Source organism: Vibrio sp. MMG023 (genome assembly GCF_021654215.1).
In the GTDB taxonomy this organism is placed as follows: domain Bacteria; phylum Pseudomonadota; class Gammaproteobacteria; order Enterobacterales; family Vibrionaceae; genus Vibrio; species Vibrio jasicida.
Map to the genome: position 1 here is coordinate 714,025 of NZ_JAKFZP010000001.1, position 25,073 is coordinate 739,097.

The window sequence follows — 25,073 nt, forward strand, 5'->3', positions numbered from 1 at the left end:
AGAAGAACGAGCGAAAAATCAAATAACACATCGGCTAAAGATCCTACCCGCTCCTCACAATGTTAACGCTGAGCAATCATACCTCTAAAGCACGACTATTCTTGGTTATTGACTGGATTTGCATAGCTTGCGACTAAATAGCTATGTGCGCCAGCTGGCAGTTGCTCAAGCTTTTCTGCTAACTGAGACTTAACCAATTCGGTGATCGTGTCATCTTCTCGACCCGCTGCAAGCAAGTTCATCGGGAACACTCGGTAATTGTTATGGATTTGACGATCAATTTCATTTGCAAGTTCTTCAGGTGTTTCGAACTCTTGATCAACCACATCACCAAACGCAACATGAACTTTGCCTTTGTAGCCTACGATACCTTGGATAATACTCTCGATATCTTCAAACTCACCCTTCTCGTAGCTACCGTTTTCTGCTTTCTCGTACAGCTCTTTTGCCTTAGCAAGGTCACATGGGTCATTCTGATAAGAAATAGAAACTGGAACGATTTTCAGCGAGCGAGTGTATTCGCCAAAGCTGATTTTTTGCTTGCGCCCTTCTACGTGGAACATCTTAAGGATTGCAGGATCGGTAAAATCATTCCCATCCTTTGCTCGCCCCTCTTTTTGGGCAATCCAAATTGAGTTACCCGTATCAAGAGAGTGCTTGATATAGCCAGATAATTGACCCAGCGTTTTCATCATCTCTCTCGGGCCTTTTGCCGAACGTTTTACAATGAAACTCTTGTTAAGCTTCATGAGCTCTGTCGCACAAGGCTTCTTAAGCAAGTTGTCACCAATAGCAATGCGCACAGTGCGATGATCGGTCTGATGCAAACCGTAATTAACAAGCGCAGGATCCATAGCGATATCGCGGTGGTTAGACACAAATAAATAAGAAGTTTCTTTATCTAGCTTGTCCAAGCCGGAAAAGGTCACACCATCCGTCGTCGTATTCAACGTATCTTGAAGGTACTTCTTAACTTCAAGTTGAATCGCTTCTACGGAGTCCAGCTTGCTCCACTTCGCTTTTAAGTAGACGCGGATAATCGGGCTCATGAGTGTTTTGAACCAGTTCGCTTTATTTGCGAAACGGTGCTCTAAAATCGCGCTGATAAACTCATCGTCTTGGATAAGGCGGTCCAGCGCAGCTGGAATCTCTTCGTCATTGTATGGACGAATTTCAATATAAGGATCGGTATTGGCTGTCATTATTCAATTCATTTCAAAAAAAGCTGGCACATTTTACGCATTGTTTTGCCAAGTAGCAGCATTTCAATCCATACTTTTAACATGGTCATACCAGTCGTATTACAATTTCTATTCGCAAAAAATTCTGTTATTCGGTTGGCATTCTAAGGGTTTAACGTTAACCTTAGCGCCCCAAGAACTCTGGTATTCACAATGAACTACGCAATTGAATTTCACGACGCAAATTACCCTTTTCTCAATGTTGCTGCGCGTAAGAAAGCGCTAAAACACACGCTACTGTTTGTAGTCGAGGGTTTGGCGATCATAAAATTGGGTAAACAAGAGTATGCCATCGAACCAGGTCAGTATTTTTGGATTCCTCAGGGATGTTTGAGCTCCCTCACCTTTTTACCAAATACTCGCACTACTCGTTGTGATTTTTCTGTGCGTTTGAACGATGAGTTTGCTCAACAAGCCGGCTTTGTAAAACCTTCCGCTCTATTAAAAGCGCTAATGGATAAACTGGTAACCACCGAACCACGCAGTGAAAAACAACTGGATTTGTTGACAGTCGCCAAATATGAGGTGTTGGAACTGAAGCCAAAACTGACGGGCTCACACCTCACAAGCTTGATCAATCAATGGAAACCTGGTTGCGAATCACCAATTTCAATCGAGTTGTGTTTGGTGCTAACACTAAGAGAAGCTCGTAAAATGAAACTGTCTGGCAAAAAGCAAATGGACATCGTCGAGCGTTTGTTTGCAGGTAATGAAGAAGAATACGAACAGTTGTGCTTTTTAGTGTTTGGGGAAGCACTGTAACCAACTACCAACTTAGAATCAAAAAGGGCGTACATGATGTACGCCCTTTTTGATTAAGAAGTGTTATTTAGAACGGGACTTCTATCTGCATCATCCAGTCAGCATCGTAGTATTCGTGCCAACGATAATCGAAGCGCATTCTTGGTTCACCATCACTTTTGTCCCCAAAACCGATACTGAACATTAACCCATGACTCTTCAGCCATTCTTCGGTTGTCATTTTGCTTTCATCGTCTCTCAACTCTTCTGGCATCCAGACACCCAAGCCAAAATAGTTACTTTCCAAGCTTTGAGTCAGCAATGGCGTGTCTTCCGACTTAATCGCCCACTCATCCCAGTAGTTTTCTGTGGGCTCATCAAGCGGTCTTTCTTCCGCCTCATACCAATTGAGCGTATCCACACTGAGCACACCGACACTATCAAAAATGTCTTCACAAATGGGCATGGTGTTATCAGCGAATACAACAGAACGATCAGACAAATAGTTACACGCGAAGCTGGCTTGTGTAACAACAAGCAACGTGCATGCACTAAATACCACTATTCTGACCATGAAAATCTGACCTCTTAGTTACCAGATAACGTTTCTTTGTATAAGCGTTCGCTTTGTAAAATGTCACGGACTGTTGATGTTGTAAATGCACTGATGTCTTTATCAGCGAGTAAAGCATCTCGTATGTCTGTGCTTCTGATTTTAACTTTCTCAGGGCACGCCATCACAGTCCAACGTTCCGTAATTTCTTCTGCTTTGTAAAATTTAGCAAATTTGAAGAAATTGTCAGGACCAATGACAAAAGTTATATCGGCTTGCGTGTGGATTTCTTGAATTTTTTCTAATAACGCAAAAGTCGTCACACTTTGTCCAGGTTGGTACAAACTTTGCTCTAAGTCTGAACGTTGAACGTTGGAAAGCCCCATGTCTTTAATAAAGGCATCGACCAACTTGCACCGGATTGGATAGTCCAACATATTTTTGCCCCAAGCATGTGCAATGCTAGGCTCCAGAAGCACGAGGTCGAAGTGACTTAAGGATTCGATCACGCTTTTATGCCCTAAGCTTGGTGGGTTAAATGCGCTACCAAAAACGGCGATTTTTTTCATATCCGGTGATTACCTGGTTGAAGAGAGTTTTCTAATCCGATGAATTCGGTATGATACTACTAATCTTTAGAGTTTTTTGACACTAATGCGACGTTTATGAACATCAATTGAACGCTTTCCCGCCAATTGTGAACAATAAACGTAGGCCTAAGTATGAACACATTCCGACTAATTTAGTGTCTGATGTATTTGCAGGAAAAGGAACCCGAAATGGAACAATCCATCCGCGATGAAATGCGAGTTCTCCCATCAATCGACCCGCATTTCGAAATCGAGCGCCGTGTCGCTTTTATCAAGCGTAAATTGCAAGAAGCAGGCTGTAAGTCTCTTGTTCTTGGCATCAGCGGTGGCGTTGACTCAACGACATGTGGTCGTTTGGCTCAACTGGCTGTGGACCAACTGAACGAAGAAGCTGGCGACAATAGCTACCAGTTTATCGCCGTTCGTTTACCTTACGGTGAGCAAAAGGATGAAGACGAAGCACAACTTGCTCTTGCCTTTATCCAACCAACTCATTCTGTATCTGTAAACATAAAAGCGGGCGTAGATGGTCTTCACTCTGCATCTCATGTTGCATTGGAAGGTACTGGCCTTCTGCCAACTGACGCTGCAAAAGTCGACTTTGTAAAAGGTAACGTAAAAGCACGTGCCCGCATGGCTGCTCAATATGAAATCGCAGGTTACGTAGGCGGCCTAGTTTTAGGCACTGACCACTCGGCTGAGAACATTACCGGTTTTTACACTAAATTTGGTGATGGCGCTTGTGATATGGCACCACTATTCGGCTTGAGCAAACGTCAAGTTCGCGAAGTCGCGGCAACGCTGAGTGCACCGGAACAACTAGTAAAGAAAGTACCGACTGCAGATTTAGAAGAACTTGATCCTCAAAAAGCAGATGAAGACGCACTGAACCTCTCTTACGAACAGATTGACGACTTCTTAGAAGGCAAACCTGTTTCGGAACAAGTGAGTGACCGTCTGGTGTCAATTTACAAGGCCACCCAGCACAAACGTCAGCCGATCCCAACGATCTACGACTAAATTGCAATTTTATTTCTGAGCGACTCGTTTCTGAAACCGCTCTGAGATAGATAAAAAACGCCGCTACGTTAGCGGCGTTTTTTTACTGGTTGCGATCCGTCTTTATGGCAATTAGTCTGTGAGTGTCACGTCCGTCTGCGGAATAGCGCAGCATGCGAGCACTTTACCCATCGCACGCTCCTCAGCACTTATCGCAGGGACATCCGGATGATCGACCTGCCCTGATTCCATTTGAACCTTGCAGGCGCCACACAAGCCTGCTCGACAGCTGTTGCTAATGTTTTTGCCTGCATTCTCTACTTGCTCAAGTAGCGTTTGTTGGTTGTTACCCATCAACTTAAAGCCGTTGAATTCAATCTCAACACTTTTCTCTGGCTTGGCTGTGATAGCCGCAACGCCGAATGCTTCTTGATGATAGTTATCTTCCGTTAGCCCTTTCTTGAATAGGAGGTTTTTCGCCTTTTGCATAAAACCATCAGGACCACAAACAAACACCTGTCGCTGCTCAACGTCTTTGATCTGCTTGATATGAGACAGGCTAATGCGTCCTTTCAGGCCAAACCAATCCACTGCTGGCTGAGTTAAGCAAATCTTCACATTTAATCCCGGATGCTGACGTTTTAGTTCATCGAGCTCCTCTTTGCATGGAATATCAACCTCGCTGCTGCACTGATGGTAGAAAACCACATCATCGAGTTGGTTGTGATCAGCCAAGTAACGAACCATCGACAGCATAGGTGTTACGCCGCTACCAGCAGACAACAAGAGTAGAGGTTGAACTGAATGCTCTTTTAGGTGGAATTGGCCATCTGGCGTTTCAGCTTCAAGCACGTCACCCACTTGTAAGTTGTCGAGAAGTGCATTAGAAACGCGACCACCAGAAACACGCTTGACCGAAATTGCGTAGCGCCCCGGGCGAGAAGGGCTCGATGACAACGTATAACGACGCCCTACTTTCTTACCTTCTATATCCACTTCGATAGGTAAATGCTGACCTGGTAAGTACGTTGGTAACTGACCTTTACTTGGCTCAAGCCATAAGGTTACGAAGTCGCGCGCAATCTCTTCTCGTTCAACACAAGTGAGCGTCATTCGATGAGGAGAGTTATCCGGATAGAACTCTGGCTCTTTGTATTCGAGCACTTCGACTTTGTCACCAGAACGAATAATGCCTTCATTAAGAGCAACAAGGTTTTGGCCAAAGAACACACCGCCACGCTCATTCGCACGGAACTCTTGCAGTGTTTTAAGTGGCTCTTTGCTTTCTCGGAATGTACCGCGTTGAGTGTTAACGGTGGTTAGGATGCAACGCTCACAAGGTTTTACAGATTCAAATTCGACTTCACCAATACGAATACGTTTCCATGAGTCTTCTTCAAATGGCTTGGTGTCAGATACCACTAGGTTGGTTCGGAATTGATCCATTGAGTGCTGCTCAGAGCTTCTGCGATTTAACTCTTCCAGTGACGCTTCACTGATAACAAGCACTGGATAACCATCGGCAAAGCTAACGTTGTGACCCAACTTCTCTCTTACACGATTGGATTGCTCACCAGTAAAAAGCAACTCAACACGAAGACCTAACACTTTACTAAACCAATCATCCGCTTCGTCAGTGGTGGTGTATGCAGTAAAACTGTCTTTCCAAACCGTTGCAGGTGCTTCCTGCATTTTGAAATCTTGATAGCGAATCTTTAGTGGCTCTTCACCAAGGCTAGTAAACACCACACCATCGGGCAATAACGCTGACTTAATGGTCACCATTTGCGGGAACTTTCGAGCTGTCACCATTGAGCCATCTGATGTCGCAATCATAAATCGACGATCAAAACTCAATCCTTGTTTTTCTACCCAAGCGGAAGATAAGGCGACACCTCCGACTGATTTGACTGGAAAAACATTAATTTGGGACAAAAATGACTGCGACATGGCTTTCTTCCTAACGATACTTTTTAATTATTGGACTATCATATCCTCATACGTTTGATGACCCAAGTGCCTATAAAACATCAATTTGTTTAAGGTATCTTCAGTGCGCGGCAATCAACATCGTTGGAATACCGACTTATGCGTCTCATTTTATGAACAGAGTCCCATAAATTTGCATATTCCTGACGAAACAGGATTGCCAAAAAGTGATATAGCGCACATAATTCGCCAACTTTTTGACACCTTTAAATAACCTATCCGGAGCATAGACCATGGATACTAATAAACTGATTCTAATTCTACTTTGTATCTTCCTTCCACCAGTGGCGGTTTACATGGAAAAAGGTCTAGAGAAAGACTTCTTCATCAACCTTATCCTGACGTTCTTCTTCTTCCTACCAGGTACGATTCACGCACTTTGGTTGACGATGAAGTAACCACCTGAGCTCCTATCGTAAAGAAATGTGAAAAATGGGATGAAATGAAAGTGCAATTCCACTATCATCCTGTCGCCTAAGCGCAAGCGTTTGCTCTTGAGGTAAATGCAGCGTTTAGGCTCCAATCACAACTTTATTAATGGTGGGAGCAATTAATGACAACACTGACTATTACTCGTCCTGACGACTGGCACGTTCACTTACGCGATGGTGACGTTTTAAAAGATACCGTTCGTGATATTAGCCGTTACAACGGCCGCGCACTGATCATGCCAAACACCGTCCCACCTGTTACCAATACTGACATGGCGCTAGCCTACCGTGATCGTATCCTTGCTGAACAACACGGTGAGCAATTTGAACCTCTTATGGCGCTTTACCTGACAGACAACACAACACCTGATGAAATCCGTAAAGCAAAAGCAAGCGGTCACATCGTTGCTGCTAAGCTATACCCAGCAGGTGCAACAACAAACTCAGACTCAGGTGTAACAGACGCGAAAAATATCTACCATGTATTCGAAGCGATGGAAGAAGTAGGCATGCTTCTTTTGGTTCATGGAGAAGTAACACACAATCACGTTGATATCTTCGACCGTGAGAAGGAATTCCTTGATACGGTTCTTGCTCCTATCGTCAACGACTTCCCTAACCTAAAGATCGTTCTTGAGCACATCACGACTGCGGATGCGGCTAATTTCGTCAACAAGGCTTCTGATAACGTTGCAGCAACTATCACCGCTCACCACCTGCTGTTCAACCGTAACCACATGCTAGTCGGCGGCATTAAGCCACACTTCTACTGTCTGCCAATTCTTAAGCGCAATACCCACCAACAAGCGCTTATCGAAGCAGCAACAAGCGGCAGTAAGAAATTCTTCCTAGGTACAGATTCAGCACCACACGCAAAAGGCGCAAAAGAGTCGGCTTGTGGTTGTGCTGGGTCTTATACTGCACACGCAGCGCTAGAGCTTTACGCTGAAGTCTTTGAGAACGAAGGCAAGCTAGAAAACCTAGAAGCATTCGCAAGCTTGAACGGCCCTGATTTTTACGGCATCGCTCGTAACACAGATACCGTCACGCTAGAAAAAGCAGCGTGGGATGTACCAGAAACGATGCCATTCGGCAGCGACATCGTTGTGCCAATCCGCGCAAATGAAAAAATTGAGTGGGAAGTGAAGTAATCACCCTCAAGAAATGAAAAAGGGTCATGCCCCATATTCGATATGGAAAGGCATGACCCTTTTCTTTGGGCTTCAATATAGCCTCATCGCGCTTATTTACCGCGAACCTTTTCAACAACCGTCCAAGCAGCAACCACAATCAAGCCAGCAATAACACCAATCACACCGTTAAGCAGTGTCGGTACGATCGCCGTTGCAATCGTGTGACCACGGAAGTCCATAATGATAGGTTCAATCAGATGATGAATTGCAGGGACGTTATGAACAACAATACCACCGCCAACCAAGAACATCGCAGCAGTGCCAACAATCGCAAGCATCTTCATCAGTTTCGGGGCGAACGCCACTAGCGCACCACCGAGTTTGGCTTTCAGACCTTCGCCATTTGATTTACGCTCTAGATAGAAGCCCAAATCATCGAGCTTAACAATGCCAGCCACTAAACCGTAGACACCAATGGTCATCAAGATCGCAATCAGGCTTACTACCAGAATCTGCGTCACGATACTTGTTCCTGTGACCGTACCTAACGCAATCACGATGATTTCAGCAGACAAAATAAAATCAGTACGGATTGCACCCGCCACTTTTCTCTTCTCATACTCTTCCACGGATTCCCCCGTATCAGAGGACTCTTCCGCGTTATCTTCATGCTGATGAGTGTGAGGGAATAGTTTCTCTAAGATCTTCTCTGCGCCTTCAAAACAGAGAAACAAACCACCAATCAAGAGTAATGGCATGATCAACCAAGGAATAAACGCACTAATGAGCAACGCCGCAGGCACAAGTATCAACTTGTTTTTAAATGAACCTTTCGCGACCGCCCATACCACTGGAATTTCTCGTTCGGCAGCAACACCCGATACTTGCTGCGCGTTTAGCGCCAAATCGTCGCCCAATACACCAGCGGTCTTTTTCGCCGCTACCTTTGACATCAATGCGACATCATCCAATACAGCTGCAATGTCATCCAACAGTGTCAGTAAACTTGCTCCAGCCATTTATTTATCTCTTTTATGGAATTGAATAAGTAACAAAATGTAACACCATTAAATCACTCAGCAAAGTTATGATTCTGCAAAGAATAAGGTCACAAATTGTGTTTTGTGTTGATGTGGCTTTGAGACAGGACTAGTCTTGTCTTACCTTTCAAGCACACAAAAGAAAAGTATAGATGAAAAGCGGATACACTTACCCAATCGGTACCCCAGGTCAGCCATGGGGCGAAGCAGAACGCAAAGCTTGGTGTGAGCAACGTGATGTAAAACGTAGCTACCAAGAAGAAGTCGAGACAAAAATTGATGCCCTTCGCGAGCGTTTTGATGTTGAGCAATACGGCGCACTTTCTTACGACGAGGCACGCTTCCCTCTATTTTGTATCAAGACTCGTAACTGGGATGCAGCAAAACCTGTTGTTTTAGTCACCGGCGGCGTGCACGGCTACGAAACAAGTGGCGTTCATGGCGCACTGAAGTTTGTTGATACACAAGCAGAACGTTATGCAGAACACTTCAACATTGTCGTTGCGCCATGTGTTAGCCCTTGGGGTTACGAAGTGATTAACCGCTGGAACCCAAATGCGATCGACCCAAACCGCTCTTTCTATGCAGATAGCCCTGCGGAAGAATCAGCAAACTTGATGAAGCTGGTTGCGACCTTGGGTGATGTTCTAATGCACATCGACCTGCACGAAACCACCGATTCTGATGAAACTGAATTCCGCCCTGCACTTGCGGCGCGTGATGGCCTTGAATACATCGAAGGCATGATCCCAGACGGTTTCTACACGGTCGGTGATACAGAAAACCCGCAACCTGAGTTCCAAAAAGCGGTCATCGAGTCAGTAGCTAAGGTAACGCACATTGCACCTGCTGACGATAAAGGCGAAATCATTGGCTCGCCAGTGGTGCAATTTGGCGTCATTAATTACCCAATGGTGAAACTGGGTTTGTGTGGCGGCGTAACCAACTGCACTTACGGCACCACAACCGAAGTTTATCCAGACAGCCCGAAAGTGACTGATGAGGAGTGTAACGATGCTCAAGTTGCAGCAGTTGTAGGCGGTTTAGACTACGTGCTCGCTCAGCTATAACAAGCGGTTCTTATATTGCTCCGGTGTAATGCCGGAGTATTTCTTGAACATGGCAATAAATGGACTGGCTTGGTTATAGCCCAACGTCAACGCCACCTCTTTTACCGTTTGCCCTTTTCTTAATAGCTCCATTGAGTGCAGATAACGAACTCGCAATCGCCATTCAGTAAAACTCATCCCTAACTCACTTTGGCAATGACGAGCTAGCGTTCGTTCAGTGGTATGCACCTTTTCCGCCCACTCCCCCAAACTAATTTCATCCGTTGGCGCTTCTTCAACGGCTTTAAGAATGGGTTCCAGGTATTTGTTATCTGTGGTTGGCAAGAAGTGATGCTCAACCTCTTGCTTCGCTAACTGATCAAGCAGTACCTGTACGATGCGTTTGTCTTCTTCACTCTTTGCCACGTTAATGTCGCGCTGACGAAAGTCTTCCACAATTGCAGACACTATTGGCGTTACCTTGATCAGACTGGTTTTAGACGGGAAGTGCTGCGTTAGCTCTGGTGCGATATTTAAAGAGCAGTATTCCAATGGTTTACGGTTATAGCTGGTATGACGAATTCCGGCAGGCACCCAAATAGCCAGATGTGGTGGTGCTAAAAAGCGTGTGTCTTCTGCATCCATTTCTAGAATGCCACCACTTATCAACTGTACTTGTCCCCAAGGGTGACTATGAATCCGAGTTTCAGTGTTCGACAGAAAGGCTTCAAAATTCATAAACACATCTGATGGTGCTTGCTCAATTGATAATGAAGGATGAAGATTCCTCGTGCTCTTTTTCAAAATTGTCTTCCTATCGCTTACGATGTCTTTCCAGAGATACTTTTCATTATAAAGACCTGTCAGACTAGCGCCATTAATTATTCTGCGATGAGGTTCTCATGGTTTATTTGCTTCCGTTTTTTACTGTCATGATTTGGGGTGGGAATTCCATCGTAAATAAAATGGCAGCAAGTGCCATCGAACCGAGTGCAATGAGTTTCTATCGTTGGTTTGTCGCTATGGTGCTTCTGACGCCATTTTGCCTACCTGCCGTAATCCGCCAACGTCATGTCATTCGTCCTTACCTGCCAAAACTCGCTTGCCTTGCTCTGCTCGGAATGGTGTTAAACCAATCGTTAGGCTACTACGCAGGCTTGACTACCACGGCTTCCAATATGGCGCTAATCACATCTTTGGTGCCACTTATAAGCGTATTTTTGAGCGTACCTTTACTTGGTAAATCTATCTCGATGTTGAGCGTCGCAGGTGGTGTCATTTCTCTAGCTGGCTTAGCGTTTATGCTCGGACATGGTGATATTACCTACTTCCTACATCAAAATATGACACAAGGTGACAGCTTGATGCTTCTTGCTGCCCTTTGTTACGCGATTTACTGCGTGTTACTTAAGCGTTGGAAAATGCCATTCAACAGTATGACTCTGGTTTACATGCAGGGCTTTTTTACGCTGATAATGCTTACCCCACTTTGGCTTAGCAGCGACCAGTTACTTCCAAGCCAAAGCGCTCTACCCTTAATTGCTTATGCGGGTATTGCTGCCTCTATCTTCGCACCTTTAATGTGGGTGAAAGCCATCGATTTGATTGGCGCGGATTCTAGTGCCATGTTCATGAACCTGATGCCTGTGGTCTCGGTAGCTTTGGCTTCGACTATGCTCGGCGAAGAAGTCCATGTTTACCATATCATTGGTGGCATGCTGGTTATCTCTGGCGTTATCTTGTCGCAGGTTAAGATTCGAAAGAAGGTGCAATCACCAAGCCCAGATTTACCGCCTGCGACATCGTAATTCGATCCCTCAAGCCACGGTATCTTCCGTGGCTTTTTTGTGCTCCCACCTTTTACTGCTCAGGCTGACAGAAAAGTTAATATTTTGTTGCGTCTCCTATTCCAGAATGAATTCCTTGCTGATACATTGAGTCTAATAACAACGACAACAATAAAGGAATGACAGATGAGCAGTGGTCAAAGAGATATTACCCTTCGTTTTCTTGCTGAACCCGGAGACGTAAACTTCGGTGGTAAAGTGCACGGTGGCGCCGTAATGAAATGGATCGACTTGGCCGCTTACGCGTGCAGCGCGGCTTGGAGTGGCAAGTACTGCATCACAGCGTATGCGGGTGGTATTCGATTTGTCGCGCCGATTCATGTCGGTAACTTAGTCGAAGTCAGTGCCAAAGTTATCTACACAGGACGCAGTTCAATGCACATTGCTATCGACGTACAAGCCTGCGATCCCAAAGAGTTAAAAAACCGCCTTACGACACATTGTATCGTTATCATGGTTGCAGTTGATGAAGACGGAAAACCAACCGATGTACCAAAGTGGATTCCTGAGTCGGATGAAGACAAAGCACTAGAACAATCAGCCATTCGCTTGATGAACATGCGTAAGCAAATTGGCGAAGAGATGGAAGCGCACGTTAAGTATCTCAAATAACTCACGTCGCTCAACAAAAGTAAGCGTTTGCCCCCTTGCTGTGTGAAGCAATGTCATGGTTGTGTCATTCGCTTCACACAAGCGTCAAATTGTCATAAATCTTTCACTTTGATTTGCTTAAATCCAAGCACAATTTTGCTATTGGATAGAGTTTGGATCTTGAGATTGAAAGAGACCACATTAAGCGAAGACACACTCACTAATTTGAAAGCCGTTGAATACCAGTGGGTAAGAACGATGTATGTCGAAGGATATAACAAAACAGAGATTAATCATTACATTCAAGCTTGCTTTGGTGGTGATTCTACTTTTGCTGATTTATTTCGTCGCGTTGCGCTGCAACAAGAGAGCTTATATACCTTGCTTCAGTACGTAGGTTGCGCTCCTTCAAGCCGAGAGTTTTAATCTCTCCCAACTCCCTGATCGCCCTTTCGAAAATACCCACAGATTATTTATGTGAAGTGATACGCATGGCATTCCGGCTCAACTGTGTAATCCATTGCAAAGCCGCTAATCTCTACCTGCATTAAGAAAATAAACCTCGTGAACGACGGGCATAAAAAAACCTGAGTCAAGACTCAGGTTATGGTTACAAGAAACTGTTAGTGATTAAAGCGTAAGGAACTAAGCTAACAGCCAGCTATGCGTAACGCCAATTAAAGCGAGATATTACTGATCGGCGGCCAAACCAAAAGCGTAATATCGATTGCTAAATATAAGGGCGACCTAATGGTCGCCCTTTTCTAGTTATTCTTTTGTATCTTAGTGACCAACCAAGATTAACCTTTCACACCACCAGCCGTTAGACCACCAACAAGCCAGCGTTGCGCCAGTAAGAATACCGCAGTGATTGGTACAGCTGAAAGCACTGCTGCTGCTGCAAAGTCGCCCCATAAGTAGTTCTGAGGGTACAAGTACTGCTGCATACCAACCGCAAGAGTGTACGAGTTTACATCAGATAGCAGTAGTGATGCTACCGGAACTTCGCCTATCACCATGATAAATGACAAGATAAACACTACCGCAAGAATTGGCACTGACAGTGGAAGTAGTACCAGACGGAATGCCTGCCAAGGCGTTGCACCATCGAGCGCTGCAGCTTCTTCTAATGAAGAATCGATGCTTTCAAAGTAGCCTTTGATTGTCCATACGTGAAGAGCGATACCGCCTAAGTAAGCGAAGATCAAACCACCATGCGTGTTCAAGCCTAGGAACGGGATGTACTGACCTAGTTTGTCAAACAATGCGTATAGTGCAACCAATGCCAATACTGCAGGGAACATTTGGAAGATCATCATCGCTTTCAGGATAGTGTTCTTACCTTTGAACTTCATACGAGCAAACGCGTACGCTGAAGTGGTCGACAGAGCCACAATCAAGATAGCTGAAATACCACCAACTTTTACTGAGTTCCACAGCCAAGTCATGACTGGGAATGGAGGCGGTGTAACCGACCCATCTGCGTTTGTAACTGATATGCCTAGCGCTAATTTCCAGTGGTCTAGCGTCGGGTTGTCTGGGATAAGGCTACCCGTTGCAAAGTTACCTTCACGGAATGAGATCGCGATGATCATCAGTAGAGGGAAGATAATCAGCGCTAAGAACGCCCACATTGCGATATGCGTAGCCCAAACACGATATTTTAATGACTTACCTTGTACCATTGCCATTGTTCTGTCTCCTTAATCCTGAGCTACTTTAGTAACACGTAGGTTCAATAGTGCTAGCGCGCCAACCAATAGGAAGATAAGCGTTGCAACCGCACTTGCTAGACCGAAGTCTTGACCGCCAGCGCCTTCAAATGCAATGCGGTACGTGTAGCTTACAAGTAAGTCCGTGTAACCTGCTGGCTCTGATGTGCCAATCATGTTAGGACCACCACCCGTCAATAGCTGGATAAGTACAAAGTTGTTGAAGTTAAACGCGAAGCTAGCGATCAGCAATGGCGTTAGTGGCTTAAGCATCATCGGTAGCGTGATTCGAGTAAAGTTGGTGATGAAGTTTGCGCCATCAATAGCTGATGCTTCATAGAGGTCTTCAGGAATGGCTTTTAGTAGACCCATGCAAAGAATCATCATGTAAGGGAAACCTAACCATGTGTTAACCACTAGGATCATGGTTTTCGCCATGAATGGGTCAGAGAACCACGCAGGGCTAATACCAAACAACCCTTCTAACAACATGTTGATCTCACCAAAGCTCTGGTTGAAGAGACCTTTAAAGATCAAGATAGAGATAAACGCTGGTACCGCATACGGAAGAATAAGCAGTAATCGGTATGCAGAGCGGCCTTTCAAGGCTTCCCACTGAACGACACTTGCAAGTACTAGACCGATAACCAGTGTACAAACAACGGTCAACGCAGAGAAAACAATCGTCCAGATAAAGATGCTGATGAAAGGCTCTTTGATACCATCATCTTTCCAAACGCGTTCAAAGTTGTGCGTACCGATGTTTACCACGAAACCTGGAGAAACCGTATTACCAACAAACTGGCCATTTTCATCTACTGGTTGGTAGTAACCCACATCCATATTTGGACGTAGTGTCTCTTGAGTACGATTGTTGTATAGCGTCTCACCATCGTCTTGCAGCGTGTAAAGCGGAACAACAGCCGCAAACTTACGAAGACCGCTCATACGGATGTCATCGCCGTTTGGCAGGTGTAAATCAACTCCACTCAAAGCACTGCGGTTTTTAACGATCGTTTTAATCGGTTCTTTATCGCCCGTCGCTTCTGTGATTGGCGCTAAATCTAAGTCTGTCGCAGAGAAGCCTTTCAATTCAAAGGTTGGTGTTGCTAAAAGCGCCTCACCTTTCTTCACTACAATTTGATGACCCTGCTCAGTTTTGTACAGAGTGAACGGGTAGCTATCACCACTTTGGTACGTTCTGTCCATTAAAACGGTCTGCGCACGGTCAAAAGAGAGTTGGTTTTTTGCGCTGTAGTTAGTGAATGCGAGACCTATGGTATAAGCCAAAGGGAAAAGGATGAATAAGATCATCCCCGCAATACCTGGGTAGATATAACGATGAGCGTAGGTCTTTTTACTACCAAAAATAAATAGCGCTAAACCGGTAAGAATGAGCGTAAGGAGTGCAAACGCAATCTCACCACGAGAATACATAAGGATTGTTGCGTAGCCATTGATAATGCCGACTGTGCCTAATAGTGCCCACTTGATAAACACTTTTTTGCTGCTCGGAAGGCTGGCTTCTGGTGCTGTCATAGCATTTGTACCTTGAACTGACTGCATAGGGAACCTGCTAGCGAATATAGGATAAAAGTAGAAAAGTAAGGAGAGGTTGCCCCCTCCTTAAAAAGGGTATTACTGAATTATTTAGTCATTTGTTTTTCTGCATCTGCTAGAGCAGCATCTACAGTTTGACGACCGTCAACAACGTTGATGATAGCGTTCTTAGCAGCACCCCAGAATGCGTTCATTTGTGGGATGTTTGGCATGATTTCGCCGTTCATCGCATTGTCCATTGTTGCAGCGATACGAGTATCTGAATCTAGCTCTTTTTGGAATGAGTTTAGAGCAACCGCGCCAAGTGGCTTATCGTTGTTAACCATACGTAGACCGTCGTTAGTCAGCAGGTAGTTCTCGATGAACTCTACTGCTAGGTCTTTGTTAGGTGATGCAGTGCTGATACCAGCAGTTAAAACACCAACGAATGGCTTAGAAGATTGACCTTGGAATTTAGGTAGTGTTGTTACGCCGTAGTTCACACCAGACTTCTCGATGTTGCCCCATGACCATGGGCCATTGATAGTCATTGCCGCAGTGCCTTGGTTGAACGCAGACTCAGATACTGAGTAATCCATATCTGCAGAGATAACGCCTTTGTCTACAAGACCTTTCACGAAGTTCATTGCGTCTTTCACGCCTTCGTTCGCAATACCAGCATCTTTAACATCGTAGCCAGTTGAAGTGTACTTGAATGCGTAACCGCCATCAGCCGCCATTAGTGGCCATGTGAAGTACGGTTCTTTTAGGTTCCACATGATTGCAGACTTGCCGTCTTTCTTAAGTTTCGCATCTAATGCTGCAACCTCTTCCCATGTTTTAGGTGGGTTTGGAACAAGATCTTTGTTGTAGATAAGAGATAGAGACTCAACCGCTACAGGGTAGCCGATCAGTTTGCCGTCGTAACGAACTGCATCCCATGCGAAATCAACGATGCCTTCTTGAACCTCTTGAGAAGGTTTGATTTCAGCAAGTAGACCAGCTTCTGCATAACCACCGAAACGGTCGTGAGCCCAGAATACGATATCAGGACCATCACCTGTCGCTGCAGTTTGAGGAAACTTGTCTTGTAGGCCGTCTGGGTGAGCCACTGTAACTTTGATACCAGTGTCTTCTTCAAACTTCTTACCAACCTCTGCAAGGCCGTTGTAGCCTTTATCACCGTTGATCCAGATAGTAAGTTGTCCTTCTTCGATGGCAGCGTTTGCACCGAAAGAGCCCAGAGCAACAAGAGTACCTAGTGCTGCAGCGCTTAATTTTTTCATGTTCGTATCCTTTTTATATTTTTGATGTAGGGCTAGTCCATTGAGGTTCAGCCGTATTTCGACATATATCATCTGAAATAATCCTATATGTCTCATCCTCCTAATCCCTACGCCCTTGCAATTATGACGTATTTTCGTGATCTGAATCGCCAAGGGTTAGAGACTCAAATCACAAAATGAATACTTCCTGTGATCGGTTTCAACTTTAGGTCACGCAATAATGTGATTTCCGCCCAACTCTCCCTCTACTCCTCCTTTTTGCCTCCTCCCCGCCTACTCCCCCTACAATTATTTCCACTAGGAGGATGTAGCAATGAGCACAATCTTAGAAACTGCAGTCATCCAAGAGTGGATGGTAAGAACCCTTTCCCAGCAGTACCTACCCTATAGGTTAAAAGATTTGCTGGTTTTGCATTGCCATACGAGCGGAATTGTCATTATTGGTGTTGTTTGTGGTAATTATTTCACGGGGGAGACAACACGAATAATGTGGGGGAGAGAAACTCGTATTTGGCTATGGTGGGTAACGCTCCTGTTCAGGACATTTTGGAGCGTTACCCTGTTTTTCTTACCAATCCCAATAACTTACCGATTCCTACTGTTACTGCTCGCTAGAAAATTCATATAATGATGAGCGGTGAAAAATAAAAATTGATCGAGGACGAGCTACATGGCGAGTGTCACGTTAAAAAATGTTTGTAAAGCGTATGGCGACGTACTGATTTCTAAAAACGTAGATCTAGAAATCCACGAAGGCGAATTCGTGGTTTTCGTTGGTCCATCAGGGTGTGGTAAATCTACCCTTCTACGTTGTATTGCCGGTCTTGAAGACATTACATCAGGTGATTTGTATATTGGTGACGAGCGCATGAACGACGTAGAACCATCCAAACGTGGTGTTGGTATGGTATTCCAGTCTTACGCTCTTTACCCACACCTAAATCTATACGACAACATGTCGTTTGGTCTTAAGCTGGCAAAAGCAGACAAAGCGGAAATCGATAAGCGTGTTGAGCACGCAGCGGAAATTCTTCAGCTGGGTCACTTGTTGGAGCGTCAACCAAAAGCACTATCTGGTGGTCAACGTCAACGTGTCGCCATCGGCCGTACGCTTGTTTCTCAGCCAAACGTATTCCTTCTTGATGAGCCACTATCAAACCTAGACGCCGCGCTTCGTGTAAACATGCGTGCGCAAATCACTAAGCTACAACGCCAACTAGGCTGTACCATGATCTACGTAACACACGATCAGGTAGAAGCAATGACAATGGCAGATAAAATCGTGGTTCTTGATGGCGGTTACGTTTCTCAGGTTGGTAAACCTCTGGAGCTTTACCACTACCCGCAAAACCGCTTTGTCGCAGGCTTCATCGGCTCACCAAAAATGAACTTCATGAGTGTATTCATTGAAGAAGCCGAAGCAGAGCGCGTAAAAGTACAACTTTCTAATGGTGTGTCGTTCTGGATTCCAGTCGACGGCACAACAGTTAACCGCGGTGACCGTATGTCACTAGGTATTCGTCCAGAGCACCTCATTGAAGCAACAGAAGCTGACGCAGCAATTCACGGCGAAGTGATGATTGTTGAAAAACTTGGTAATGAGACTCAAGTTTACTTGAACCTTGAAGGTGCTGACGCAGATGTTATCTACCGCCAGCCAGACACGTTACCAGTTGATACGGGTGACAAGCTTGAAATCGGTATCCCAGCGCATCGATGCCACTTGTTCCACAGTGATGGTCGCGCGTGTCGTCGCCTACATAAAGAAAATGGCGTAGACGTAGAATAAAATCTCTTTCACCTTTGCTTGCTAACAATCCCTCTCATTCGAGAGGGATTTTTTTATTTCAAAACTATCGTATTAATTTCTCACCTTAAAAATTAATCCAATAGACAATGTTCATCGTCAAACATTAGTTACCTTATCTTACTCCATGATTAGTACTTTTACCCACCAACCCCCAGTAAGTATTACGTTTTTCCTAACCTGTAAATATTAGCCTAAGGTCTAAATTTCATTCTTATTTCCACTTACCCAAACAGTGCAAATTTTTAAACTTGTTTCGGATATATAAGGGCTCTAGCCCAATCTATTACACAAGCCTTAACAATATAAAGCGTTAACGACACGGATATTGAGAACGACACTCAATGGCGGTAGCGTGTCTAAAGGGAAACTTAAGTTATGAAACACAAAGGACTTATTCGTTCGCATGAGGTGGAGTTTGCTTTTCTATACCGCCTGATTGATCTCGTTGTCATTGTGTCATTTATGCTGCTACTCGTAATGAATGACGTTAACACCTCTATTGAGAAAGACTACGTAATCTTATCATTCGTCGGTAGCATCTCATTTCTGATCATGGCTGAAAGCGGCAAGTTATATCGCTCATGGCGTACAAGCTCGTTCAAAGAGCAAATCTCTATCACGTGCATATCTTGGCTCGTTACCTGTACCTTCCTCTTTATGGTTTTGTACTTCTCTCAAGTTCATCAACTATTTGATAAAAACCTATTAGTCGTTTGGTTCCTGCTTACACCCATCCTCCTTTTATCTTGGCGAAGCGTGTTTCGCGTCGCTTTAGCCTACATGCGTAAACTAGGCTACAACACCAGAACAGCAATCATCATTGGACAAACCCAACATGGTTTAACTTTGGCGAATGAACTAGAAAACCACTCTGAACATGGTGTGCTGTTCGATGGTTTCTACGACGAACGCTCAAAGGACCGCTTACCTACGTCAGACTACCCAATCAAAGGCAACGTAAGTTTAGCGCTGGAACGAGCGAAACGTGGTGAGGTCGATTACGTCTATATCGCAATGCCAATGCATGCAAACGAGCGTATCGCGCTATTCCTCAATCAGTTTTCTGATACGACTGCTAATACTTATCTCATCCCTGATTTCTTCACTTATAACCTGTTGCACTCACGTTGGGATCAAATCGGCCAAGTACAAACTCTAAGCGTTTTTGATACCCCCTTCGCAGGGATTTCATCTTGGATTAAACGCCTAGAAGATATTGTTCTCTCTAGCATTATATTGCTTCTAATTTCTCCAGTACTGCTCGCCATTTCAGTCGGGATTAAGCTGACTTCAAAAGGCCCAATCATCTTTAAACAGTTCCGTTACGGGTTGGATGGTCGAAAGATTGCAGTTTGGAAGTTCCGTTCAATGACAACGATGGAACAAGGCAACGATGTAAAACAAGCCACTAAAAACGACCCTCGTATTACGCCTTTCGGTGGATTCCTTCGTCGAACTTCTCTCGACGAACTTCCTCAATTTATCAATGTTCTTCAAGGTACGATGTCAATTGTCGGACCTCGTCCACACGCGGTGTCACACAACGAAGAGTATCGCCAGATTGTCGATCGCTACATGCTGAGACATAAGGTAAAGCCTGGTATTACCGGCTGGGCTCAAATTAATGGTTATCGAGGTGAAACAGACACTCTAGATAAAATGGAAAAGCGCGTTGAATTCGATTTGGACTACATCCACCACTGGTCAGTATGGATGGATCTCAAAATCATTTTCTTAACCATTTTCAAAGGGTTTACAGGTTCCAATGCGTATTAAATTCATCCCAATAAAGAAAGCTCCTGTCATCGCAGCTGTTACCCTCATTTCGGCAGCTGCATCGGCTGAACCGATGGCCTACAAAACAGACTCCGGCATTGAGCTTATTCCTACCGTTGGTTTGTTTTACGAAGGTAATGACAACATCAACAAAGCCGATAGTGGTGAGAACATAGAATCAGTCAACATATGGGGCGTAGAACCTGCTTTGCTGGCCAAAATAGAGCGTAATCAATACCGAGCAAACCTACTCTATAAGCTGAGTGCTGGGTTTTCTTCTGATGATCAGAATGACTACGATGACCACACCTTTCAGTTTACTAATTTCTTTGAATTCAATCGTCGCAATCATCTTGTTATCGATTATCAATTTCGAGCTCAACATGAAGAAAAAGGTGAGGACTTCACTGAGGGTCAAGGCTCCTTACTGATTGATCCTGTTGAATTTCATCGCAATGACCTGAGAACAAACTATGTATTTGGCTCTGAGGGTTCAAAAGGAAGGTTCGAAGCTGGCATTGGATATCGAGACAAAACTTACCAAAACTACCGTGAAGGCTTACCCGGAAAGCGAAGCTCAAAGACGAAGTACAACGACTTTCGTTCACCAAATGCCCATTTAGAATTTTATCTACGTGCAACACCGCGAACTTATTGGCTAGTGGGCACTCAGCAAGCGAACACAGACTACCTGTCAGACAACCCTTCCTCACCTTCAAAAGACAACTATTCCGGCTTCTATTACACCGGAGCTCAGTGGGAAGTAACAGGTAAAACTAAGGGCATAGCCCGCTTGGGCTATCAGGTGAAGAGCTTCGACAGCGATGAGCGAGAAACCTTTGACGGATTGAGTTGGGACATTGGTTTGGAGTGGCTCCCACAAGAGCAAACCCTGTTTACGGTCAAAACCAACCAAGCGGCAGTTAGCCCTGACCAAGACGGCGATTACAACCTTCAAACACGCTACATATTAGATATAAAACACGACTGGAACAGTTACCTAACAACACGATTGGGGGCTTTGTACCAACAAGATGACTATACCGGTATCACTCGAAATGAAGATCGCTACGCCCTCTCTGCGGGACTCGATTACCACATAAAGCGGTGGGTTTTACTTCAAGCTGACTGGCGATATCAGGACAAGAATTCCAATTGGCAGAATTATAGCTTTGATCAAAACATTTGGGCTCTTAGCGCTCGATTTTCTTTATAACAAGGAACGTTAATGAAACTTTTAACCACTTTGTTGAGTTTCGTACTCACCTTGTTCAGTGCTCCGACGTTTTCGGCTGCTAACGAACAGGATTACCAATTAGATACTGGCGACACGATTTCAGTCCAAGTGTATGGCGAAGAAGACCTCACCATTAAAAATATCCTTATCACGTCAGATGGCTACTTTGATTACCCATACCTTGGGCGTATTAAAGCAATCAACAAAACACCAAAACAACTGAAGTATGAAATCGAGACTGGGTTAAAGGGAGATTACCTCATTAATCCAAAGGTGATGGTCACCATCAACAGTTTCCGATTGTTTTATGTCAACGGTGAAGTGAGAAAACCTGGGGGCTTTGAATATCAACCAGGATTGACCATCGAAAAAGCGATAGCACTCGCAGGTGGGTTAACGGATAGAGCCTCCCGTAAAGGCATCAACCTTACTCAACACATTACGGGTAAAACCGTGGAAAGTGTCAGCATGCAACGTTCTGTTGAACCTGGTGACATTGTATTTATCGATCAGAGCTTCTTCTAAATGACAGGCAATTCAATGAACGGAACTCAAGCAAATCATATCCCTTCGAATCACGTTGAGCTAATTCGGTTCGGGCACCACTTCAGAACCCTGAAAAAGAACTGGTTAAGTATTCTTGCTTTTACCATTATCTTTTCTCTCACCTGCACTTGGTATATCTATTCAAAGAATTCGGTATACCAAGCAACGGCAACCCTACTCATCCAAGAAGAACAAAAAAGCGCCCTCTCGATCGAAGAAGTGTATGGGGTTGATACCACAAAGAAAGAGTACTTCCAAACTCAAATCGCGATACTGAAATCCAACCACATCGCCGATAAAGTCATCACTCAACTCAACCTAACTAAGCACCCAGAATTCACCAGTGCTAGCGGTATCAAGCAGAAAATTGATGAAATAAAAGCGATTCCTTTTGTACAGGATTTACTGCACGTCGCACCAAACCCCAAGGAAACATCCCAACACAGCAAACCGTACTATCAAGCGCTACAAACTTTTAAAAGAAAGCTTGAGATTGAGCCCGTTCGCAATACCCAATTGGTGAAGATTCGTTTTCGCTCCACCGACCCTCAACTTGCAACCACCGTTGCAAACGCTGTCGGTCAGGCTTACATCGATGCAAATTTCGAAGCTAAACTGGTTGTCACGCAAAATGCGGCAACATGGTTAACCAATAACTCGCAGAAGTTAGAAGAACGCCTTAGAACCTCAGAGCAGGCTCTGCAAGAATTCTTGATGCAAGAAGGGCTAATCGACATTAATGGCATCGATGACATCTATGCTAACGAACTGGAAGAACTCAACCGAAAACTCAACACTGCTGTCAACAACCGAATAGAAGCACAAACATTAATTGAGCTCCTTAAGCGAAAGTCCTCACAAGATTTGGATAGCTTGTTATCTATTGATGAGTTTGCCAACCAAGCGCAAATACGCGATTTAAAACTATCTGAAGCACAAGCGGCGAAAAGCGTATCGGAATTATCACAACGCTACGGCCCGAAACATGATCGTATGATTCAAGCTCAGGCGCAGCTGACATCTATCCAAGCAAGAACGCAGCGACTGATACGTGAAATTTCTTTTAGTAAGCAGCAAGACTTGCTCGCAGCAAAGTCACAAGAAGATCTTTTACGAGCTGAATTGGATCGTAAAAAGTCAGACTTCCAAATGCTTGGATCTCAAAAAGCACGTTACGAGCAACTCAAGCGAGAAGTGGAATCCAACAAAGATCTTTACGAAGCGTTTTTGAATCGTGAAAAAGAAACGAACGCGACAAGCGATTACAAAAATGTCACTGCGCGATTTACTGACCCAGCGATTGTGCCACTCTTCCCTATCGCCCCACAGCGCATGAAGTTGGTTCTAATCGCTACTTTCTTCGGGTTTGCAATTGCTTGCGCGCTTGTGATTCTTTTAGAAACACTTCGCGAAGTCATTCGAACTTCATCTGATGCTCAAGATAAACTTGGCGTCACGTGCCTTGGTACCATTCCAAAGGTCAAAAAACGTAACCTCAGACAAGGAGGCGTTACCTACTCGGCTTATTTAGACCAAGATGAAAAACTGTTTAGTGAAGCTTGCCGCTCGGTAAGAACATCCTTGTTGTTAAGGCTTACGAATACCAATCAGAAAGTACTGCCTTTCACCTCTGCAATACCAGAAGAGGGTAAGACATCCACCAGCATCAATATGGCCGTATCCTTTTCAACGATGGAGAGAGTACTACTTATCGATTGTGACTTGCGCAGACCATCACTAGCAAAACGATTCAATATTCCAGAGTCAAATCCCGGCCTCACAAACATCCTGACGATGGACGCCCCTTTGAGAGATTGCATTGTACGTAATGAAGAAGCGAATTTAGATGTACTGCCGGCAGGGATCATTCCACCTAACCCACAGGAGTTACTGGCATCAGACCGCTTCGATAAATTGTTGAGCCATCTAAAGGACAAATACGATCGCATCATTATTGATACGCCACCATTGCTGTCTGTTAGTGACGCCTTAATCCTAGGTCAACAAGCTAACGGTCTGATCACGGTTATCCGTTCAGAATCCACTAAAGCATCACTGGTTAACATAGCGTTATCCAAACAAATTCAACACTCGATACCATCTCTTGGTGTTCTTATCACTCAGGCGAAATCTAAGGAAGGAGAAGCGCTTTATGTCCAAAAATACGCCTACTAATCATTCTATGCAGTGGTTTCAGATTCTTAAAAGCCAAGAAAAACCGATCCTTATTTATCAGATGGGCAAAGTAGGTTCGAGCGCACTAGAAAAATCCATTCCAAACTCGCTTCATTTGCATGATTTGATGTCAATTGAAGCAGGAAAGCAGATTTCACCCGTGCGGGCACAACTCCATAAGCCCGTCACTAACCTTGTTAAACGCACATTAAAACGAGCTGTCATGTGCAATATGCTCAAACGTAAGGAACAAGTCCGTATTATTTCCTTAGTTCGTGAACCTGTTGGACGAAACGTCTCGATGTTTTTTCAGTCGTTACCGTTTTGGATGGCAGACAAGTACCTCAAAGATGACAGCGCGGTACGCTCTGAGCGTCCTCAGTTACTTCATGAAGCATTCGAAGAGCATGTTAATCACCAATATCCTCTTGAGTGGTTCGATAATGAAATCAAAGCACTGACAGGCATTGATGTTTTTGTTCAACCATTTGATCACCAACTTGGTTACCAGACTTATCAAAATCGTAATTTTTCACTCATGGTGGTTCGCATCGACAAGCTGGATCAATCGCAACAAGCGATCAGCGAGTTTTTGCAACAAGATGTAGAAGTTGTGCATGAAAATCAGGCCGACAATAAATGGTATTCGCCGTTGATTAAAGAGTTTAAAAGCTCATACCAACCCAAACCTGAATTCGTCGAAGAAATGCTGTCCTCCAAGTTAACACAACATTTCTTTACCGCACCAGAAATCGAAACGTTGAAGAAAAAATACTTAACGGCTTAAC

23 protein-coding genes are annotated in these 25,073 nt (G+C 44.5%); 14 read left to right on the plus strand and 9 right to left on the minus strand.

The annotated features are described in order from the left end of the window. Positions 1-95 precede the first annotated feature (95 nt). A complete protein-coding gene (locus L1076_RS03160; protein WP_042600140.1) occupies positions 96-1,202 on the minus strand; it encodes a 1-acyl-sn-glycerol-3-phosphate acyltransferase in 1,107 nt (368 codons plus the stop codon). Positions 1,203-1,394: 192 nt separating this feature from the next. Between L1076_RS03160 and L1076_RS03165 the strand changes: the two genes are divergently transcribed. After that, complete coding sequence (locus L1076_RS03165) at positions 1,395-2,003, plus strand: AraC family ligand binding domain-containing protein (RefSeq protein WP_237303109.1); 609 nt, start codon at positions 1,395-1,397, stop codon at positions 2,001-2,003. A 67-nt stretch (positions 2,004-2,070) separates the two neighbouring features. On the opposite strand, the gene L1076_RS03170 is transcribed toward L1076_RS03165, so the two are convergent. Both L1076_RS03170 and L1076_RS03175 read right to left on the minus strand, forming a co-directional pair. After that, positions 2,071-2,556, minus strand: coding sequence for a hypothetical protein (locus tag L1076_RS03170; RefSeq protein ID WP_038867242.1), 486 nt, complete (start codon positions 2,554-2,556; stop codon positions 2,071-2,073). Between the two features lie 14 nt (positions 2,557-2,570). Further along, a complete protein-coding gene (locus L1076_RS03175; RefSeq protein ID WP_038867237.1) occupies positions 2,571-3,104 on the minus strand; it encodes a nicotinate-nicotinamide nucleotide adenylyltransferase in 534 nt (177 codons plus the stop codon). Between the two features lie 210 nt (positions 3,105-3,314). On the opposite strand from L1076_RS03175, the gene nadE reads away from it, so the two are divergent. After that, the gene (nadE, locus tag L1076_RS03180; RefSeq protein WP_038867235.1) at positions 3,315-4,145 is read left to right on the plus strand and encodes an ammonia-dependent NAD(+) synthetase; all 831 of its coding nucleotides are present in this window, start codon (positions 3,315-3,317) and stop codon (positions 4,143-4,145) included. A gap of 111 nt (positions 4,146-4,256) precedes the next feature. Here nadE and L1076_RS03185 read toward each other — a convergent pair whose 3' ends face one another. Further along, a complete protein-coding gene (locus tag L1076_RS03185; protein WP_237303110.1) occupies positions 4,257-6,074 on the minus strand; it encodes a hybrid-cluster NAD(P)-dependent oxidoreductase in 1,818 nt (605 codons plus the stop codon). A gap of 272 nt (positions 6,075-6,346) precedes the next feature. Here L1076_RS03185 and L1076_RS03190 point away from each other — a divergent pair, with 272 nt between their 5' ends. Continuing rightward, positions 6,347-6,511 carry a YqaE/Pmp3 family membrane protein gene (locus tag L1076_RS03190; RefSeq protein ID WP_005453437.1) on the plus strand — a complete coding sequence of 55 codons (165 nt, stop codon included), beginning with the start codon at positions 6,347-6,349 and terminating at the stop codon, positions 6,509-6,511. A gap of 155 nt (positions 6,512-6,666) precedes the next feature. Further along, positions 6,667-7,695 carry a dihydroorotase gene (gene pyrC, locus L1076_RS03195; protein WP_186175322.1) on the plus strand — a complete coding sequence of 343 codons (1,029 nt, stop codon included), beginning with the start codon at positions 6,667-6,669 and terminating at the stop codon, positions 7,693-7,695. 92 nt (positions 7,696-7,787) lie between these two features. On the opposite strand, the gene L1076_RS03200 is transcribed toward pyrC, so the two are convergent. After that, complete coding sequence (locus tag L1076_RS03200; RefSeq protein WP_237303111.1) at positions 7,788-8,696, minus strand: DUF808 domain-containing protein; 909 nt, start codon at positions 8,694-8,696, stop codon at positions 7,788-7,790. Positions 8,697-8,869: 173 nt separating this feature from the next. Here L1076_RS03200 and L1076_RS03205 point away from each other — a divergent pair, with 173 nt between their 5' ends. Then, entirely contained in the window at positions 8,870-9,787 is a 918-nt protein-coding gene (locus L1076_RS03205; protein WP_237303112.1) for a M14 family metallocarboxypeptidase, read from the plus strand. Here the strand turns inward: L1076_RS03205 and L1076_RS03210 are convergent. Next, on the minus strand, positions 9,782-10,570 hold the full coding sequence (locus tag L1076_RS03210; protein WP_038893499.1) for a helix-turn-helix transcriptional regulator: 789 nt from the start codon (positions 10,568-10,570) through the stop codon (positions 9,782-9,784). The two genes, L1076_RS03205 and L1076_RS03210, sit on opposite strands and share 6 nt — an antisense overlap. 98 nt (positions 10,571-10,668) lie before the next feature. Between L1076_RS03210 and L1076_RS03215 the strand changes: the two genes are divergently transcribed. From L1076_RS03215 to L1076_RS03225, 3 genes are all read left to right on the plus strand, one after another. Beyond that, entirely contained in the window at positions 10,669-11,574 is a 906-nt protein-coding gene (locus tag L1076_RS03215) for a DMT family transporter (RefSeq protein ID WP_095760011.1), read from the plus strand. Between the two features lie 165 nt (positions 11,575-11,739). Continuing rightward, positions 11,740-12,225 (plus strand): acyl-CoA thioesterase, encoded by a 486-nt coding sequence (locus L1076_RS03220; RefSeq protein ID WP_038867221.1) that lies wholly within the window; start codon positions 11,740-11,742, stop codon positions 12,223-12,225. 159 nt (positions 12,226-12,384) lie between these two features. Next, complete coding sequence (locus tag L1076_RS03225) at positions 12,385-12,630, plus strand: hypothetical protein (protein WP_237303113.1); 246 nt, start codon at positions 12,385-12,387, stop codon at positions 12,628-12,630. A gap of 374 nt (positions 12,631-13,004) precedes the next feature. Here L1076_RS03225 and malG read toward each other — a convergent pair whose 3' ends face one another. The 3 genes from malG to malE all read right to left on the minus strand — a co-directional run bounded on the left by malG (position 13,005) and on the right by malE (position 16,741). Beyond that, positions 13,005-13,895 (minus strand): maltose ABC transporter permease MalG, encoded by an 891-nt coding sequence (gene malG, locus L1076_RS03230; RefSeq protein ID WP_020194055.1) that lies wholly within the window; start codon positions 13,893-13,895, stop codon positions 13,005-13,007. 12 nt (positions 13,896-13,907) lie between these two features. Next, a complete protein-coding gene (gene malF / locus L1076_RS03235; protein WP_039975037.1) occupies positions 13,908-15,482 on the minus strand; it encodes a maltose ABC transporter permease MalF in 1,575 nt (524 codons plus the stop codon). 80 nt (positions 15,483-15,562) lie between these two features. Then, positions 15,563-16,741, minus strand: coding sequence for a maltose/maltodextrin ABC transporter substrate-binding protein MalE (gene malE / locus L1076_RS03240; RefSeq protein WP_038877780.1), 1,179 nt, complete (start codon positions 16,739-16,741; stop codon positions 15,563-15,565). A gap of 670 nt (positions 16,742-17,411) precedes the next feature. Here malE and malK point away from each other — a divergent pair. From malK to L1076_RS03270, 6 genes are all read left to right on the plus strand, one after another. Then, positions 17,412-18,530, plus strand: a complete 1,119-nt coding sequence (malK, locus tag L1076_RS03245) for a maltose/maltodextrin ABC transporter ATP-binding protein MalK (RefSeq protein WP_038867207.1) — start codon at positions 17,412-17,414, stop codon at positions 18,528-18,530. 396 nt (positions 18,531-18,926) lie between these two features. After that, on the plus strand, positions 18,927-20,327 hold the full coding sequence (locus L1076_RS03250; protein ID WP_038867206.1) for an undecaprenyl-phosphate glucose phosphotransferase: 1,401 nt from the start codon (positions 18,927-18,929) through the stop codon (positions 20,325-20,327). Continuing rightward, positions 20,317-21,543 carry an outer membrane beta-barrel protein gene (locus tag L1076_RS03255; protein ID WP_054755178.1) on the plus strand — a complete coding sequence of 409 codons (1,227 nt, stop codon included), beginning with the start codon at positions 20,317-20,319 and terminating at the stop codon, positions 21,541-21,543. Before L1076_RS03250 ends, L1076_RS03255 begins: the two co-directional genes overlap by 11 nt. 12 nt (positions 21,544-21,555) lie before the next feature. Beyond that, positions 21,556-22,089, plus strand: coding sequence for a polysaccharide biosynthesis/export family protein (locus tag L1076_RS03260; protein WP_237303114.1), 534 nt, complete (start codon positions 21,556-21,558; stop codon positions 22,087-22,089). After that, complete coding sequence (locus L1076_RS03265; protein WP_237303115.1) at positions 22,090-24,285, plus strand: polysaccharide biosynthesis tyrosine autokinase; 2,196 nt, start codon at positions 22,090-22,092, stop codon at positions 24,283-24,285. Continuing rightward, positions 24,263-25,072, plus strand: a complete 810-nt coding sequence (locus tag L1076_RS03270; RefSeq protein WP_237303116.1) for a putative capsular polysaccharide synthesis family protein — start codon at positions 24,263-24,265, stop codon at positions 25,070-25,072. Before L1076_RS03265 ends, L1076_RS03270 begins: the two co-directional genes overlap by 23 nt. Position 25,073 lies beyond the last annotated feature (1 nt).

Excerpts from the sequence above, each read along its gene's own strand:
- L1076_RS03200 (WP_237303111.1), bottom strand. The coding sequence starts at position 8,696 with ATGGCTGGAGCAAGTTTACTGACACTGTTGGATGACATTGCAGCTGTA.
- L1076_RS03250 (WP_038867206.1), top strand. The coding sequence starts at position 18,927 with ATGAAACACAAAGGACTTATTCGTTCGCATGAGGTGGAGTTTGCTTTT.
- L1076_RS03170 (WP_038867242.1), bottom strand. The coding sequence starts at position 2,556 with ATGGTCAGAATAGTGGTATTTAGTGCATGCACGTTGCTTGTTGTTACA.
- malF (WP_039975037.1), bottom strand. The coding sequence starts at position 15,482 with ATGCAGTCAGTTCAAGGTACAAATGCTATGACAGCACCAGAAGCCAGC.
- L1076_RS03270 (WP_237303116.1), top strand. The coding sequence starts at position 24,263 with ATGTCCAAAAATACGCCTACTAATCATTCTATGCAGTGGTTTCAGATT.
- L1076_RS03190 (WP_005453437.1), top strand. The coding sequence starts at position 6,347 with ATGGATACTAATAAACTGATTCTAATTCTACTTTGTATCTTCCTTCCA.
- pyrC (WP_186175322.1), top strand. The coding sequence starts at position 6,667 with ATGACAACACTGACTATTACTCGTCCTGACGACTGGCACGTTCACTTA.
- L1076_RS03260 (WP_237303114.1), top strand. The coding sequence starts at position 21,556 with ATGAAACTTTTAACCACTTTGTTGAGTTTCGTACTCACCTTGTTCAGT.
- malE (WP_038877780.1), bottom strand. The coding sequence starts at position 16,741 with ATGAAAAAATTAAGCGCTGCAGCACTAGGTACTCTTGTTGCTCTGGGC.
- L1076_RS03160 (WP_042600140.1), bottom strand. The coding sequence starts at position 1,202 with ATGACAGCCAATACCGATCCTTATATTGAAATTCGTCCATACAATGAC.
- L1076_RS03175 (WP_038867237.1), bottom strand. The coding sequence starts at position 3,104 with ATGAAAAAAATCGCCGTTTTTGGTAGCGCATTTAACCCACCAAGCTTA.
- L1076_RS03185 (WP_237303110.1), bottom strand. The coding sequence starts at position 6,074 with ATGTCGCAGTCATTTTTGTCCCAAATTAATGTTTTTCCAGTCAAATCA.
- L1076_RS03265 (WP_237303115.1), top strand. The coding sequence starts at position 22,090 with ATGACAGGCAATTCAATGAACGGAACTCAAGCAAATCATATCCCTTCG.
- nadE (WP_038867235.1), top strand. The coding sequence starts at position 3,315 with ATGGAACAATCCATCCGCGATGAAATGCGAGTTCTCCCATCAATCGAC.
- L1076_RS03255 (WP_054755178.1), top strand. The coding sequence starts at position 20,317 with ATGCGTATTAAATTCATCCCAATAAAGAAAGCTCCTGTCATCGCAGCT.
- L1076_RS03220 (WP_038867221.1), top strand. The coding sequence starts at position 11,740 with ATGAGCAGTGGTCAAAGAGATATTACCCTTCGTTTTCTTGCTGAACCC.
- L1076_RS03205 (WP_237303112.1), top strand. The coding sequence starts at position 8,870 with ATGAAAAGCGGATACACTTACCCAATCGGTACCCCAGGTCAGCCATGG.
- malK (WP_038867207.1), top strand. The coding sequence starts at position 17,412 with ATGGCGAGTGTCACGTTAAAAAATGTTTGTAAAGCGTATGGCGACGTA.
- malG (WP_020194055.1), bottom strand. The coding sequence starts at position 13,895 with ATGGCAATGGTACAAGGTAAGTCATTAAAATATCGTGTTTGGGCTACG.
- L1076_RS03215 (WP_095760011.1), top strand. The coding sequence starts at position 10,669 with ATGGTTTATTTGCTTCCGTTTTTTACTGTCATGATTTGGGGTGGGAAT.
- L1076_RS03165 (WP_237303109.1), top strand. The coding sequence starts at position 1,395 with ATGAACTACGCAATTGAATTTCACGACGCAAATTACCCTTTTCTCAAT.